The organism is Streptomyces sp. NPDC003036, assembly GCF_040611175.1.
In the GTDB taxonomy this organism is placed as follows: domain Bacteria; phylum Actinomycetota; class Actinomycetes; order Streptomycetales; family Streptomycetaceae; genus Streptomyces.
In genome coordinates this window covers 39,999-55,411 of the sequence record NZ_JBEXNO010000012.1, presented here as the reverse complement: position 1 = coordinate 55,411, position 15,413 = coordinate 39,999, and the positions used below count along the sequence as shown (strand labels likewise).

At 72.4% G+C, this 15,413-nt stretch carries 11 protein-coding genes; 10 read left to right on the top strand and 1 reads right to left on the bottom strand.

Going from position 1 to position 15,413, the window contains the following annotated elements; translation table 11 throughout:
* Nucleotides 1-379 precede the first annotated feature (379 nt).
* Entirely contained in the window at nucleotides 380-2,296 is a 1,917-nt protein-coding gene (locus tag ABZX67_RS11485; protein WP_355357406.1) for an HSP90 family protein, read from the top strand.
* On the top strand, nucleotides 2,293-5,400 hold the full coding sequence (locus tag ABZX67_RS11480; protein ID WP_355357404.1) for a tetratricopeptide repeat protein: 3,108 nt from the start codon (nucleotides 2,293-2,295) through the stop codon (nucleotides 5,398-5,400). The genes ABZX67_RS11485 and ABZX67_RS11480 overlap by 4 nt, the downstream gene beginning before the upstream one ends.
* 18 nt (nucleotides 5,401-5,418) lie before the next feature.
* Here ABZX67_RS11480 and ABZX67_RS11475 read toward each other — a convergent pair whose 3' ends face one another.
* Nucleotides 5,419-5,739 carry an L-rhamnose mutarotase gene (locus ABZX67_RS11475; protein WP_355357401.1) on the bottom strand — a complete coding sequence of 107 codons (321 nt, stop codon included), beginning with the start codon at nucleotides 5,737-5,739 and terminating at the stop codon, nucleotides 5,419-5,421.
* Nucleotides 5,740-6,076: 337 nt separating this feature from the next.
* On the opposite strand from ABZX67_RS11475, the gene ABZX67_RS11470 reads away from it, so the two are divergent.
* The 8 genes from ABZX67_RS11470 (at nucleotide 6,077) to ABZX67_RS11435 (ending at nucleotide 15,412) form a co-directional block, all read left to right on the top strand.
* Nucleotides 6,077-6,787, top strand: a complete 711-nt coding sequence (locus ABZX67_RS11470) for a (Fe-S)-binding protein (protein WP_355357398.1) — start codon at nucleotides 6,077-6,079, stop codon at nucleotides 6,785-6,787.
* Nucleotides 6,784-8,208 carry a LutB/LldF family L-lactate oxidation iron-sulfur protein gene (locus ABZX67_RS11465; protein WP_355357395.1) on the top strand — a complete coding sequence of 475 codons (1,425 nt, stop codon included), beginning with the start codon at nucleotides 6,784-6,786 and terminating at the stop codon, nucleotides 8,206-8,208. Before ABZX67_RS11470 ends, ABZX67_RS11465 begins: the two co-directional genes overlap by 4 nt.
* A gap of 197 nt (nucleotides 8,209-8,405) precedes the next feature.
* A complete protein-coding gene (locus tag ABZX67_RS11460) occupies nucleotides 8,406-9,062 on the top strand; it encodes an LUD domain-containing protein (protein WP_355357669.1) in 657 nt (218 codons plus the stop codon).
* 219 nt (nucleotides 9,063-9,281) lie between these two features.
* A complete protein-coding gene (locus ABZX67_RS11455; RefSeq protein ID WP_355357392.1) occupies nucleotides 9,282-10,712 on the top strand; it encodes a family 2B encapsulin nanocompartment shell protein in 1,431 nt (476 codons plus the stop codon).
* Nucleotides 10,705-11,556, top strand: coding sequence for a geranyl diphosphate 2-C-methyltransferase (locus tag ABZX67_RS11450; protein ID WP_355357389.1), 852 nt, complete (start codon nucleotides 10,705-10,707; stop codon nucleotides 11,554-11,556). Before ABZX67_RS11455 ends, ABZX67_RS11450 begins: the two co-directional genes overlap by 8 nt.
* Nucleotides 11,557-12,051: 495 nt before the next feature.
* Nucleotides 12,052-12,273: a type A2 lantipeptide gene (locus ABZX67_RS11445; RefSeq protein WP_355357386.1), complete on the top strand. Its 222-nt coding sequence runs from the start codon at nucleotides 12,052-12,054 to the stop codon at nucleotides 12,271-12,273.
* 101 nt (nucleotides 12,274-12,374) lie between these two features.
* Nucleotides 12,375-13,181 (top strand): HlyD family efflux transporter periplasmic adaptor subunit, encoded by an 807-nt coding sequence (locus ABZX67_RS11440; protein WP_355357383.1) that lies wholly within the window; start codon nucleotides 12,375-12,377, stop codon nucleotides 13,179-13,181.
* A 56-nt stretch (nucleotides 13,182-13,237) separates the two neighbouring features.
* A complete protein-coding gene (locus ABZX67_RS11435; protein WP_355357666.1) occupies nucleotides 13,238-15,412 on the top strand; it encodes an NHLP family bacteriocin export ABC transporter peptidase/permease/ATPase subunit in 2,175 nt (724 codons plus the stop codon).
* The last annotated feature ends 1 nt before the right edge of the window (nucleotide 15,413 follow it).

Sequence of the window (15,413 nt, the reverse complement as noted above, 5' to 3'; positions counted from 1 at the left end):
AGGCCGGATCAGCGAGCGGCGTCTGGTGCGTGCGATCGCAAGGCGGAGGAGGGAGTCCATGCGGAGCATCGGCGACCGACGACAACGCGGCGAGCGCGCGTGCCAGACGCCGCGAGCCCGGCAAGATCGGCAAGACACCCCCTAGGGCGGTTGGACGGGCTGCGTCGGCTCCCTCGCGGGGAAAGTACCTGGGCATTGTCAGCGGCCCTCCCTACGATGGTCATCAATTCCGAGTCCTGCTCGGTGGCGTGCGCGTATGCCCGCGTACGGCGCCGGGGTCAGGCCGGGCCCGTCGCGATTCGTGAGGGGGGGACCCCGCGATCGCCCGACCCGCACCCGCGGCTGCCGTCCGGGGCCGTGAGGGTGCTCCCTTGTGCCCATGAACCTTCGCCCGTCCGATCCATCCGATCCGTCCGCTCCCTCCGAGCCCTCCTCCCAGCCCCAGTCCCGGCCCACCGCCGAACCGGCCGTGAACACCTTCCAGGTGGACCTGCGCGGCCTCGTCGACCTGCTGTCGCACCACCTCTACTCCAGCCCGCGCGTGTACGTCCGCGAGCTGCTGCAGAACGCCGTGGACGCCGTCACCGCCCGCCTCGCCCACGACCCCGCCGCGCCCACCGGCATCCGGCTGACGGCCACCGGCGACGCCGTCGTCATGGAGGACACCGGCATCGGTCTGACCTCCGAGGAGGTGCACACCCTCCTCGCCACCATCGGCCGCAGCTCCAAGCGCGACGAGCTGGACGGCGCCCGGCAGGAGTTCCTCGGGCAGTTCGGCATCGGGCTGCTCGCCTGCTTCGTCGTCGCCCGGCGGATACGCGTGGTGTCGCGCTCCGCCCGCAAGCCCGACGAGCCGCCGGTGGAGTGGCTGGCGAGCGACGACGGGTCGTACACGGTACGGACGCTGCCCCACGAGGCGCGTCCGGAGCCGGGCACCACCGTGCGGCTGGAGCCGCGCCCCGGGGCGGAGGAGTGGACCGAGCCGGGGCGCGTGGCCGAGCTCGCCCGCGACTTCGGGTCCCTGCTGCCCCACGAGGTCACCTTCACCGGGCCGGACGCCACCGACCGCCCGCTGACGGAGCGGCCCGCCGTGTGGGACCGGCCCTACCCGACGCCCACCGCGCGGCGCGTCGCGCTCGCCGGGCACTGCGCGCGGGTCTTCGGGTTCACGCCGCTGGACTCCATCGACCTGGACCTGCCGGTCGCGGGCGTACGCGGTGTGGCGTACGTCCTCCCCTCGGCCACCAGCCCCGCCCACCGGGCGGCGCACCGGGTCTACCTGAAGGGCATGCTGCTCACCGACCGGGCGGACAACCTCCTGCCCGACTGGGCGTTCTTCGTCCGCGTCGTGCTGGACACCGACACCCTGCGCCCCACGGCGTCCCGGGAGAACCTGTACGACGACGAGACCCTCGCCGCCGTGCGCGAGGCGCTCGGCGTCCGCATCCGCGAGTGGCTCGCCGAGCTCGCGGCCGGGGACCCCGACCGGCTGGCGGCGTTCCTCACCGTGCACCACCTGGGCGTGAAGTCGATGGCGCGGCACGACGCGGACCTGTTCGCGCTGATGCTGCCGTGGCTGCCGTTCGAGACCAGCGACGGCCGGGTCACGCTCGACGAGTTCGTACGGGCCCATCCGCAGGTCCACTTCACGCGCACGGTGGAGGAGTTCCGGCAGGTCTCCCCCATCGCCGCCGCGCACGGCCTGGGCGTCGTCAACGGCGGGTACACCTACGACGCGGACCTCATCGCCCTGCTGCCGCAGGTCCGGGACGGGGTCACCGTCGGCGAGCTCGACGCGGGCGCCGTCACCGCGCACCTCGACCCGGTCGAGCCGCAGCAGGAGCTGGCCCTGGCCGCGTTCCTCGCCACGGCCCGGACACGGCTCAACGCCCTGGGCTGCGACGTGGCGCTGCGCGCCTTCCAGCCCGTCACCGTGCCGGCGCTCTACCTGGACGACCGGGAGGCCCGCCACGAGCGGGACCGCGCGGCGGCCGAGGAGGGCGCCGACACCCTGTGGAGCGACATCCTCGGCGCCCTGCGCGGCTCGGCGCCCCGCGCCCGGCTGGTGCTGAACCACAACAACCCGCTGGTGCGCCGTGTCGCGGCGATCACCGACCCGGAGCTGGCCGGTACGGCGGTCGAGTCGCTGTACGGGCAGGCCCTGCTGATGGCGCAGCGCCCGCTGCGCCCCGCCGACACCTCACTGCTCAACCGGGCCTTCCTCGGGCTCCTGGAATGGGCGACGCACCCCACCACCACCCCCGCCGAGGGCCCCACCCGGGAGGACGACAAGTGACCACCGCCGAGCACGCGGGCCGGCCCGACCCCGAAGACATCCGCCGGGCCCTGTGGGAGAACGAGTCCGCGCCCAACGGGCTGCTGCGCAACGCGCGGGCGGAGGAGCTGGTCGCGGCAGCCGAGGCCACCGGGGACCGCGACCTGCTGCGGCACGCGCTCTTCGGGCTCGTCAGGGCGTACGAGTACAGCACCGAGCGCGGCAAGATGCTGGTGCCGTTCGCACGGCTCATGCAGGAGTGGGACCGTGACCCGTCCGCGTTCGACGGCGGCGACACCCACACCTTCCACTGGATGTTCAAGTGGGTCAGCTCCGGGATGCTGACGCTTCCGGAGATCCCCCTCGCCACCATGGAGCGGTGGCTCGGCGAGATGGAGCGCCGCTACAGGGTCGCCGGATACAGCGAGCGCGCCGTACGGCAGGCCGAGTTCGAGCTGGCCGAGGACACCGGCGACACCGAGCGGGCGGCGCGCGCGTTCGCCGCGTGGACGGCGGCGGACCGTGACCGGATGGCCAACTGCCACGCCTGCGAACTCAACGACCAGGGCCACTACTGGCTGAGCCGAGGGCAGGACGACAAAGCCCTGCGCACGTGGGGGCCCGTCCTCGACGGCAGCTCCAGCTGCATGGAGGAGCCCCACCGGGTCCTGGCCAAGTCGCTGCTCCCGCTGGTGCGGACGGGCCGGCCGGACGAGGCACGCGCCCACCACCTGCGCGGCTACCGCATGGCCCGGGGCAACGAGAGCCTGCTGCCCTCGATCGGCCTGCACATCGAGTTCTGCGCGCTGACCGGCAACGAAGGCCGGGGCCTGGAGATCCTCTCCGAGCACGCGTCGCACCTCGCGTCCGAAGGGAACCCGTGGGCCCGGCTGGAGCTGCTCACCGGGACCCTGGTCCTGCTGCGCCGGCTGCTGGCGCTCGGCATCGGCGAGCAGCCCGCGGTCGCGTACGCGGGACGGCAGCGCACGGTGCGGGAGCTGCACGAGCTGCTGGACGCCGAGGCCGCCGGGATCGCGGGCCGCTTCGACGAGCGCAACGGCAGCGATGTCGTGTCCGGGCGGCTGAAGCACCGCCTGGAGCGTGAGCCGCTGCTGGAGAGCCTGCCCCTGGGCGTGCGGGCCGCCCGGCTCGCGGGCCCGCCCGCCGCGGCACCGGCGGTGCCGGTCCCCCGTGGCGGGGAGCAGGCGGCGGCCCCGGCCTCCGCCCTGCCGGAACTGGTCGCCGAGGCACGGGAGCTGCGCGCCCAGGGCCATCCGGGGGCGACGGCCGCGTGGGACCGGGTCGAGGCGTTCGTCGACGCGGCGGGCGCGGGCGACCCGGACGGCACGGGTCACCCCAACGGCTCCGACGACGGTGACGGCGGCGATGGCGCGGCCGTCGATCCGCTGCTCGCGGCCGATCTGCTGGACCACCGGGCCATCCGCGCCGGGCACGCGGGCGACGAGCGCGCGCGGGAGCTCTTCGAGCGGACCGCCGCCGCCTACCGCGCCGCCGGTGAGCCGAGCCGTGCCGCGCTCGCCGACCTGCGCGTGGCCACCGCGGCGGTGCGGGCGGGCGCGGAGCCGGAGGAGATCCGCGACCTGGTGGCGGCGGCCGCCGCCGCGGCGCAGGACCTGGACCCGGCCGACCCCACCAGGACACGGCGGATCGCGACGGCCGCCCTGCTGAAGATAAAGATCGACGCGGCGCTGCGGCACGACCAGGAGGACCACGACCACGAGAACCACGGCGAGGAGGACCACGGCGACGCACGCCTCGAAGCCGATCTGGCCGCGTTCACCCAGCAGTTCGGGCGGGACCACGGGGACGGCAGCGGCGTGGACGACCTGCTCGCCGAGGCGGACGGGATACGCGCCGACCTGGCCTGGCGGGCGGGTGACCCGGACACGGCGGACGAACTGCTCGCCCTGGCCGCGCGGCGCGTCCTCGCCGCGGGCCTCCCCTGGGACGCGGCCGAGCCGCTGGCGCGGCGGGCCCGGCTGCTGATGCGGCTCCGCCGCCTGGACGACGCCGAGGAGGCGGCGCGCGCCGCGGTGACGCACAGCGCGGAACTCGTGGACGCGCACGAGCTCGGCCGGATACGGCTGACGCTGGCCGAGGTGCTGTACCAGCAGGACGGCAAGGAGGCCGAGGCCGCGCAGTACGCCCTCGAGGCGGCGCACTGGTTCGACGCGGCGGGCGACTCCGCGGGAGCGGGCGCGTACGCCCGGCTGGTCCTCGCCCAGGCCTTCGGCGAGACGGGGCGCTCCGCCGAGGCGGCCGAGGTGCTGGAGTCCGCGCTGCCGGACCTGCTGGAGCACGGCGACGAGCAGGCCGTACGCGCCCGGGACACGCTCGCGCGGAACCTGCGCGCGCTGGGCGACCGGCGGGCCGCGGCGGAGCAGTACCTCCTCGCCGCCGAGGTGGCCAAGGGCTGGGAGCACCCCGGGGCGCACGCCCAGCTCGCGACGCTCGCCGCGGAGTGCCTCTCGGGCGCGGGCCTGCGCGACGAGGCGGCCGCCGCGTACCGCCGGGCCGTCGAGCTGTGGGAGAGCGTGGGCGATCCGGTCTCCCTCGCCCGCGCGCTGCGTTCGCTCGCCTGGCTGGAGATGCGCGGCGGCGACCCTGCCGCCGCCAAGGAGCTGATGGCGGGGGCACTCGCGGCGGTCGAGGGCGAGGGGGCCGAGCTGCTGGTGGAGCGTGCGCGCACCTGGGCGCAGACGGCCGAGCTGCTCCTGGACGAGCTGTACGCAGAGGAGAACGAGGAGGACGAGGAAGACGAGGAAGACGAAGGCGAGGAGGACGCGGACCAGGCGCAGCAGAACGCGACCGCGGACTCGGCACAGCGGGCCGCGACCGCGGCCGACGGCGTCCGGCGGGAGGCGGTGCTCCTGCTGGAGCAGGCCGGGGCGGCTTTCGCCTCGCTGGGCCCCGGCGCGCTGGACGAGCGCGCGCGGTGCGCCGTCCAGGCGGCGTGGGCCGAGCACGGGTCGGGCCGTACGGACGCGGCCGCCGCACGGCTGCGGTCGCTGATCGCCGAGGTGCGCGCCCTGGACACGGAGGAGTCCCGCGCCTGCCTGCCGCAGCTGGAGCACACGCTCGACCAGCTCGGCTCCGGGACCTGATCCCGGATGCGACGGGGGTCAGGCGAGGTGGAACACCTCGGTGAGAGGTGTCATCGCCTCGTCCGGCCCCCGTCCGTCCAACTCCTCGAAGAAGCCCGCCATCTCGGCCTGCCAGCGGGCGTTGACCTCGGTCCGGGCCATCGCGGCCCGGGCCGCTTCGAAGTCGGGCGTCTCCACGTACCCGACGAGCAGGCCGTCGTCGCGCAGGAAGAGCGAGTAGTTGTGCCATCCGGCGGCGGTGAGCGCGTCGCGCATCTCGGGCCAGACGGCCGCGTGCCGTTCCCGGTACTCGGCGAGCCGGTCCTGACGGACCCTCAGTAGAAAGCAGACGCGTTGCACGGCGCGACACCCCCCTGTGGCAGTTGCGGTTGCGGTCGAGGTCGCGGACGCGGTCGACCACTTAGATGAAAGCTTTCAACAGGAGGGGGCGTCAACCCGCGTGCTGGAGCAGCTTGACTGCCTGCCAGTCCAGCAGCCATCGTGTGCGCACGGAGTGAATCGTTTCAAGACCGCCAGGGCGGCTCGCGAGGCACCTGGTCGCCACGGCGCAGCCGCTGCGCCACTACACTCCGCGCGGCGCGGTGGCACAGGCACAGGCACAGGCACAGGCATGGGACGAGGCCGACGCCCGGATTTCCGCGTGGTCGAGAAGGTCGAGAGGGAGGGAGGAGCCAGGATGCGCGTCGCGCTGTTCGTGACCTGCGTCAATGACGCGGTGTACCCCGCCACCGGCATCGCCGTGGTGCGACTGCTGCGGCGCCTGGGGATCGAGGTGGACTTCCCGGCGCAGCAGACGTGCTGCGGCCAGCCGCAGTACAACACCGGCTACCGGCGCGAGACGCTGCCCCTGGTGCGCCGGACGGTGCGGGCGTTCGAGGGGTACGAGTACGTCGTCACGCCGTCGGGTTCGTGCGCGGCGATGGTGCGGGACGCCTACCCGAAGCTGGGTGCGCCGGAGCTGGGGCCCCGGACGTACGAACTCACCGAGTTCCTGGTCGACGTGCTGGGTGTGACGGACGTGGGCGCGTACTTCCCGCACACCGTCACGTACCACCCCTCCTGTCACGGTCTGAGGATGCTGGGGCTCGGGGACCGGCCGCGCCGGCTGCTGGAGGCGGTCAAGGGCCTGGAGCTGGTGGAGCTGCCGGGCGCGGAGGAGTGCTGCGGTTTCGGCGGGACGTTCGCGGTGAAGAACGCCGCGGTGTCCGTGGCGATGGGCCGCGACAAGGTGCGCAACGCGGCCGGGACGGGCGCCGCGGTGCTGTGCGGCGCGGACAACTCGTGTCTGATGCACATCGGCGGGATCCTGCGGCGGGAGGGTGAGCGGATGCGGGCGGTGCACATCGCCGAGATCCTGGCGAGCACGGAAGAGGAGCCGCTGCGATGAGCGGGACGACGACGTTCGTCGGAATGCCGGCGTTTCCCCAGGCGGCGGCCACGGCCGTACGCGACGAGCGGCTGCGGGCCAATCTGCGGCACGCGACGCACACGATCCGCGACAAGCGGGCCCGGGCGGTCGCGGAGCTCGCGGACTGGAAGCAGCTGCGGGAGGCGGGCAAGCGGATCAAGGACCGTACGCTGCGCCATCTGGACGCGTACCTGCTCCAGTTGGAGGAGGCGGTCACGACGGCGGGCGGCACGGTCCACTGGGCGTCGGACGCCGACGAGGCGAACCGGATCGTCACCGGCCTGGTGAAGGCGACCGGCGAGCGCGAGGTCGTCAAGGTCAAGTCCATGGCCACGCAGGAGATCGGCCTCAACGAAGCCCTGGAGGCCGAGGGCATCGCGGCGTACGAGACGGATCTCGCCGAGCTGATCGTGCAGTTGGGCGAGGACCGGCCGTCGCACATCCTGGTCCCGGCGATCCACCGCAACCGTGGCGAGATCCGCGACATCTTCCGCGACCGGATGGGCGCGTGGGGCCGGCCCGCGCCCGAGGGCCTGACCGACACGCCCGCCGAGCTGGCCGAGGCGGCGCGCCTGCACCTGCGGGAGAAGTTCCTGCGCGCGAAGGTCGGGATCTCCGGCGCGAACTTCATGGTCGCCGAGACGGGCACCCTGGTGGTGGTCGAGTCCGAGGGCAACGGGCGGATGTGCCTGACCCTGCCCGAGACGCTGATCTCGGTCGTCGGGATCGAGAAGGTGGTGCCGACCTGGCGCGATCTGGAGGTGTTCCTCCAGACCCTGCCGCGTTCGTCGACGGCCGAGCGGATGAACCCGTACACCAGCATGTGGACCGGTACGAGCGACGGGGACGGCCCGCGGACCTTCCACCTCGTGCTGCTCGACAACGGCCGCACCGACGCGCTCGCCGACGAGGTCGGCCGGCAGGCGCTGCGATGCATCCGCTGCTCGGCCTGCCTGAACGTCTGCCCGGTGTACGAGCGGGCCGGCGGCCACGCGTACGGCTCCGTCTACCCGGGCCCGATCGGCGCCATCCTCACTCCCCAGCTGCGCGGCACGGCGAGCGGGATCGACGCCTCGCTGCCATACGCGTCGTCGTTGTGCGGGGCGTGTTACGAGGTGTGCCCGGTGGCCATCGACATCCCCGAGGTGCTGGTGCACCTGCGCGGGCGCGTCGCAGCACAGGGCGGCAAGGGGCACCGGCTGGAGAAGGCCGCCGTCCGGGCGGCGACCTGGCTGCTCGACCACCCGACCGCCCTCGCCGCCGGTGAGCGCCTCGCCTCCGCGACCCGCCGCGCGCACCCGTCGCGGCTGCCGGGCGCGGGCGCCTGGACCGAGGGCCGGGAACTGCCGGAGATGCCGGAGCAGTCCTTCCGGGACTGGTGGAGGAAGAACCACGGATGAACACCGAACCACGCGCCGGCGCCACATCGCGGACGAACGCCGACCCACGGACAGGCGACGCCTCGCGGGCGAACGCCGCCTCGGGGACGAACGCCGACCCACGGACAGGCGACGCCTCGCGGACGAAAGCCGCCTCGGGGACGAACGCCGCGCCTCGGACGGGCGACGCCGGACCCGGCACGAGCTCCCGCGACCGGATCCTGGCCCGTATCCGCGCGGCCGTCGCCGACGCGCCCGAAGCGCCGGAGCCCGCTCGCGACTACCTCACCGCGCACGCCCCCTCCGACGACCCGGCCGCGCTGCTGGACCTCCTCCACCACAACCTCGCCGACTACCGCGCCCATGTGCACCGCACGACCGAGGCGCACCTCCCCGAGGTCGTCGCCGCCGTGTTCGCCGAGCACGGCGTACGCTCGCTCGCCGTGCCGCCCGGGCTGCCGGCCGCCTGGCTCGCCGCAACCGGCGCCGAACAGCGCCACGACACCCGCGCCGAGCCGCTGACGCCCCGGCAGCTCGACGCGACGGACGCCGTCGTCACCGGCTGCGCCCTGGCGATCGCCGAGACCGGCACCCTCGTCCTGGACGGCACCGAGGGCCAGGGCCGCCGCGCCCTCACGCTGGTGCCGGACCTCCACGTGTGCGTCGTACGCGCGCCGGGGCAGGTCGTCGCGTCGCTCCCGGAGGCGCTGCCGCGCCTGGTGCCGGGCCGTCCGCTGACCTGGGTCTCCGGACCGTCCGCGACGAGCGATATCGAGCTCGACCGGGTCGAGGGCGTGCACGGGCCACGCACCCTCCATGTGGTCCTGGTCCTCGGCGACGAGCAGGACGAGAGAACGCCCGCCTCCACCGGGTGACGCCCGGCGCTCCCCCGGGACCGCAGCCCGGGGGAGCGCGGGCGCGCGGCGGGGGCGTACGCGCAGGCAGCGCGCTGCGGCGCGACACGCGCACGCGCACGGCAATCCGGTCTCACCATGTGTCACGCATATTCACTACGCGTGATGACGCCTGGTGGAGTCGGGTCGGTGCCCGCCATGAGGAGCCAGGTGGATCACCGTATGAAAGGGAAGGCTTCCATGGCCGTCGAGACACGTCCCGCTCCCGAGCCGCCGCAGATCCAGACCCAGGAGAGCATCCAGCTCAGCCTGAGCACCCGGGCAGCGCGGAATCTCGCCACGACCACCAAGTCCGAACCGCAGATGCAGGAGATCAGCTCGCGCTGGCTGCTGCGCAAGCTGCCGTGGGTGCACGTCCCCGGTGGCGCCTACCGGGTCAACCGCCGCCTGTCGTACTCCGTGGGTGACGGCCGCGTCACCTTCGTACAGACCGGTTCCAAGGTGCAGGTCATTCCGGCCGAGCTGTGCGAACTGCCGCTGCTGCGCGGTTTCAACGACCCCACCGCCCTCGCGGCGCTGGCCGACAAGTTCGTCCAGAAGACGTACGAGCCGGGCCAGCTCCTCGTCGAGAGGGGCCGCAAGCTGGACACGGTCTTCCTGATCGCGCACGGCAAGGTGGAGAAGGTCGGCAAGGGCAAGTACGACGACTCCGAGACGCGCCTCGGCATGCTCGCCGACGGCGACTCGTTCGGCGGCCGGTTGCTGGCGGGCGACGCCGACGCCAAGTGGGAGTTCTCCGTCCGCGCGCTGACCACGACCACCGTGCTGACGCTCCCCCAGTCGGCGTACAAGACGGTGGCGTCGCAGTACGAGACGCTGCGCGACCACGTCCAGGGGCTCACCTCCAACGGCCACCGGCCGACGAACAAGTACGGCGAGGTGGAGATCAGCTTCCTCTCGGGCCACGAGGGCGAGCCGCCGCTGCCGACCACGTTCGTGGACTACGAACTCGAGCCGCGCGAGTACGAGCTGAGCGTCGCGCAGACGATCCTGAAGGTGCACAGCCGGGTCGCCGACCTCTACAACAAGCCGATGAACCAGACCGAGCAGCAGCTCAAGCTGACGGTCCAGGCGCTGCGCGAGCGCCAGGAGCACGAGCTGGTCAACAATCCGGACTTCGGGCTGCTGCACAACACGGACTACAACCAGCGCATCCAGAGCCCCGCCGGTCCGCCGACCCCGGACGACCTCGACGACCTGATCAGCATGCGGCGCGGCACGCAGTACATCTTCGCCCACCCGCGCGCGATCGCCGCCTTCGGCAAGGAGTGCACCAAGCGGGGCGTGAACCCCGGCAGCGTGGACATCGGCGGCCACCACATCCCCGCGTGGCGCGGCATCCCGATCCTGCCCTGCGGCAAGATCCCGATCACCGAGCACCAGACGTCCTCGATGATCGCGATGCGTACGGGCGAGGACAACGAGGGCGTCATCGGCCTCTACCAGACGGGTCTGCCCGACGAGTACGAGCCCGGGCTCAACGTCCGGTTCATGGGGATCGACGAGAAGGCGATCATCTCGTACCTCGTCAGCACCTACTACTCGGCCGCGATCCTCGTGCCGGACGCCATCGGCATCCTCGAGAACATCGAGGTCCGTCCGCGTGCGTGACACCCGGGAGGTACTGCGCACCGACTACCAGAAGTCCGTCGCCGCGTACGGGAACACCCACCAGCAGGACCCGGTCAATCTTCGACTCGGTGAGGTCGACGGCCTCTACCACCACCACTACGGGCTGGGCGAGTACGACCCTTCCGTACTGGAGGGGCCGGAGGAGACGCGCCAGGAACGCATCACCCGCGAACTCCACCGTCTGGAGACCGCCCAGGCCGATGTCCTGCTGGACCACCTGGGCGCCGTCACGGCCGACGACATGCTGCTCGACTGCGGCTCGGGGCGCGGCGGCACCAGCTTCATGGCCCACCAGCGCTTCGGCTGCCAGGTCGACGGGGTGTCGATCTCCGAGTACCAGGTCGGTTTCGCCAACACGCAGGCCGAGGAGCGCGGTGTCTCCGACCGGGTGAGGTTCCACTTCCGGAACATGCTCGACACCCGCTTCGAAACGGCCTCGCGCCGGGGCGCGTGGACCAACGAAACCACCATGTACGTCGACCTGTTCGAGCTGTACGCCGAGGTGTCCAGGGTCCTGGAGTTCGGCGGCCGCTACGTCTGCGTCACCGGCTGCTCCAACGACGTGACCGGCGGCCGCTCCATGGCCGTCAGCCGCATCGACGAGCACTACACGTGCAACATCCACCCGCGCAGCGCGTACTTCAAGGCCATGGCGGCCAACAACCTGGTGCCGATCAACGTCGTCGACCTGACGGCGCAGACCATTCCGTACTGGGAGCTGCGCGCCACGTCGTCGCTGGCCACCGGCATCGAGGAGCCGTTCCTCACGGCGTACGAGGAGGGCAGCCTCCACTACCTGCTCATCGCCGCCGACCGCGTCTGACGTGTCGCGCCCCGCCCCCTGGGGGCCCTGGCCGGCAGCCGGGGCCGCAGGGGGCTTCTTCGCGTCCGTGACGCGGTCCACGTCGTGTCCGTGAGGGGGCCGCGTCACGCCCATGTCGCGTCCGCGTCGCGTCCGTTATGGCGCGATGCCAGCGAATCTGCACACCGAATGTACAGGCGTCACACCTTCTCCCATCACCGCTCACCCGACGCGGCGTCACCTCTGCGCGTTGGTGCCGGAATGTCCAATTCCGCATCGCTCGGCCCGAGCGCGCCGGACACCGGGAACCGAGGGGCCTGTGAAGAACCCGGCACCAATTCATGAACGCCCCTGCACACGGTGGTAATTCATCGGCGGGATACCACTCGGAACGCCGTCCGGCCGATTGGCTGAGCGGCGCGCCCCCGTGCTTTGATCCATCGCACTGCGGGCTGCCGCACAAAGTGCCGGTAACCCGCCGTGCTTTCGAGTTATCCGTGTGAAGGGAACCTCCGCATGAACCCCGAGATCCAGACCCTGGAAATCTCCGACGCCGACCTCGACAACGTGTCGGGCGGTCTGCACTCCGCCGTGGCGAGCTCCGCCGTGGCCAACGTGACCGCCACGGTGGACTCCATCGCCCCGGTCTCCGGTGTCGCCACCTCCGCCGTCGGCGCCGTCGAGTCGTTCGCCGGCCTCAACTCGTCGGCCCTCACCGGCTTCGCCGCCGGCCTCTGAGACGGCTTGAGTGAGCCCCGGAACTCATCCGTTCCGGGGCTCACCCGGCTTTTCCTTGTTTCACTCCCCGAACGGACATATGCAGTCGAGGGAAGAGTTACGTGCAGTTCCGCCAAAAGGCCCTTTCCAAGCTGCAATCTCCGGAGGAAATAGACCTGCCGGTGCGTTTCGCGCGTCCGCAGGGCCTGCTCGTCCTCACCGTCACGGTGCTCGCCGTGATCGCCGCCTCCGTCTGGGCCGTGACCGGTTCCGTCTCCTCCACACTCTCCGCGCCCGGCATCCTCACGCACGCCCAGGGCAGCTACATCCTCCAGAGCCCCGTCTCGGGCCAGGTCGTGGACGTACGCGCCAAGGAGGGCGAGTACGTCACCGACGACGCCCCGCTGGTCGAGGTGCGCACCCCCGAGGGCACCGCCGTCGTCCGCGCCATCGCCGCCGGCCGGCTGACGGCTCTCGTCGCCACGATCGGCTCGGTGGTCACCACGGGCGCCGACGTGGCCGCCGTGGAGCGGGCCGGGCGTGAGGACGACCCGCTGATGGCCGTGTTGTACGTCCCCGCCGACCGTGGCGCCGCCGTACCCGTGGGCGCCTCCGTGGACCTCACCGTCCAGTCCGTGCCGGCGCAGCAGTACGGCGTGCTGCGCGGACGGGTGGAGGCGGTCGGACGGACCGCGCAGACGCGCCAGCGGATCACCGCCTTCCTCGGCAGCGGCCAGCTCGGTGAGGAGTTCTCCCGGCAGGGCCCCCCGGTATCCGTTCTGGTCCGCCTGGAGCGGTCCTCCTCGACAAAGACCGGGTACGCGTGGTCGACGTCGGACGGCCCTTCGTACCCCCTCGACTCCATGACCCTGACCACCGGCTCGGTCCATCTCGCCGAGCAGCACCCGATCGATTGGCTCCTGCCGTGAGCACCGCGACCGGCGGACGGCGCCGCGCCCGGCCGACGCCCAAGGGACGCAGGCCCATGGTCCGGAGGCCCAAGGCCGTCCGCACGCCGACCGTCCTCCAGATGGAGGCCGTGGAGTGCGGCGCCGCCTGCCTCGCCATGGTGCTCGCGCACCACGGGCGGCACGTACCGCTGGAAGAACTGCGCATCGCGTGCGGTGTCTCCCGCGACGGCTCGCGGGCCAGCAACGTCCTGAAGGCGGCGCGCGGCTACGGACTCCAGGCCAAGGGCATGCAGATGGAGCCGGCCGCCCTCGCCGAGGTGCGAGCGCCGGCCATCCTCTTCTGGGAGTTCAACCACTACGTCGTGTACGACGGCATGGGACGCCGGTTCGGCCTGTTCGGGCGCCGGGGCGTGCACGTCAACGACCCCGACAAGGGCCGCCGTTTCGTCTCGATGGAGGAGTTCGACACCGGTTTCACCGGGGTGGCCCTGGTCATGGAGCCGGGCGAGTCCTTCCGGCGGGGCGGGCGCAGGCCGGGCGTGCTGCGCGCCGTGCCCGCGCGGCTGCGCGGTACGACCGGCACTCTGCTGGCCGCGTTCCTCGCCAGCCTGCTGCTGGTGGCGGTCGGGGCGGCGGTGCCGGCGCTGAGCCGTACGTACATCGACATGTTCCTGATCGGCGGGCAGAGCTCGGTGCTCACGCCGCTGTTCGCGTCGATGGCCGCGATGGTCGCGCTCACCGCCGTGCTGACCGGGCTGCAACAGGCGAACCTGCTGCGCGGGCGGATCATCTCGTCCACGCTCGGCAGCGCCCGCTTCTTCCGGCACCTGATGCGGCTGCCGGTGACCTTCTTCGCCCAGCGCAGCCCCGCCGACCTGGTCCAACGGCTCCAGTCCAACGACGCCGTGGCCGAGACCCTGGCGCGGGACCTCGCCGCCGCCGGCGTGGACGGCATCGTGGTCGTCCTGTACGCGCTGCTGCTGTGGACGTACGACCCGCAGCTGACGGTGGTGGGCGTGGGGATCGCGCTCCTCAACGTGGTGGCGATGCGGATCGTGATCCGGTTGCGTTCGACCCACACTCAGAAGCTGCGCGCCGACAGCGCACGGCTGACCAACACCTCGTACACCGGCCTGCAGTTGATCGAGACCATGAAGGCCACCGGCGGCGAGAACGGCTACTTCCGCCGCTGGGCCGGGCAGCACGCCACCACCCTGGAGGTGCAGCAGAGGCTCGGCGTGCCGAGCGCGGTCCTCGCGGTGGTCGCGCCCACCCTCGCGACGCTGAACAGCGCGCTGATTCTGTGGATCGGCGGGCTGCGCGCGGTCGAGGGCCATATCTCCATCGGCCTGCTGGTCGCCTTCCAGGCTCTGGTGACGCGCTTCACCGCTCCCCTCACCCGGCTCAACGGTGTGGCGGGCCGCATCCAGGACTTCGCGGCCGACGTGACCCGGCTCAAGGACGTCGAGAACTTCCCCGCCGACACCCTCTACGCGCGGGTGGAGGCGGACACGAGCACCCGCCGCCTCAAGGGGCACGTGGAGCTGGAGGACATCACCTTCGGCTACAGCCCGCTCGACAAGCCGCTGCTGACCGGCTTCTCGCTGACCGTCGGCCCCGGGCAGCAGGTGGCGCTCGTCGGCGGCTCCGGCAGCGGCAAGTCCACCGTCTCCCGCCTGATCTCCGGCCTGTACGCCCCGTGGGAGGGCACGATCCGCATCGACGGGCAGCGCCTGGAGGACATTCCGCGCAGCGCGCTGGCCGCCTCCGTCTCCTTCGTCGACCAGGACGTCTTCCTCTTCGAGGGCACCGTCCGCGACAACGTCGCCCTGTGGGACCCCTCCATTCCGGACGAGGCGGTCGTCGCCGCGCTGCGCGACGCCGCCCTGTACGACGACGTGATCGCGCGGCGGCCGGAGGGCATCCACAGCCGCGTCGAACAGGACGGGCGCAACTTCTCGGGCGGGCAGCGGCAGCGGCTGGAGATCGCCCGGGCGCTGGTGCGGCGGCCGTCGATCCTCGTCCTCGACGAGGTGACGAGCGCCCTGGACGCCCGGACCGAGGAAGTCATCATCGACAACCTGCGGCGGCGCGGCTGCGCCTGCGTCGTCATCGCCCACCGGCTGTCCACGGTCCGTGACAGCGACGAGATCGTGGTGCTGGACCACGGCACGGTCGTCGAACGCGGCCGCCACGAGGATCTGATCGCCGCCGGCGGCGCGTACGCCGAGCTGGTACGGGAGCGCTGAC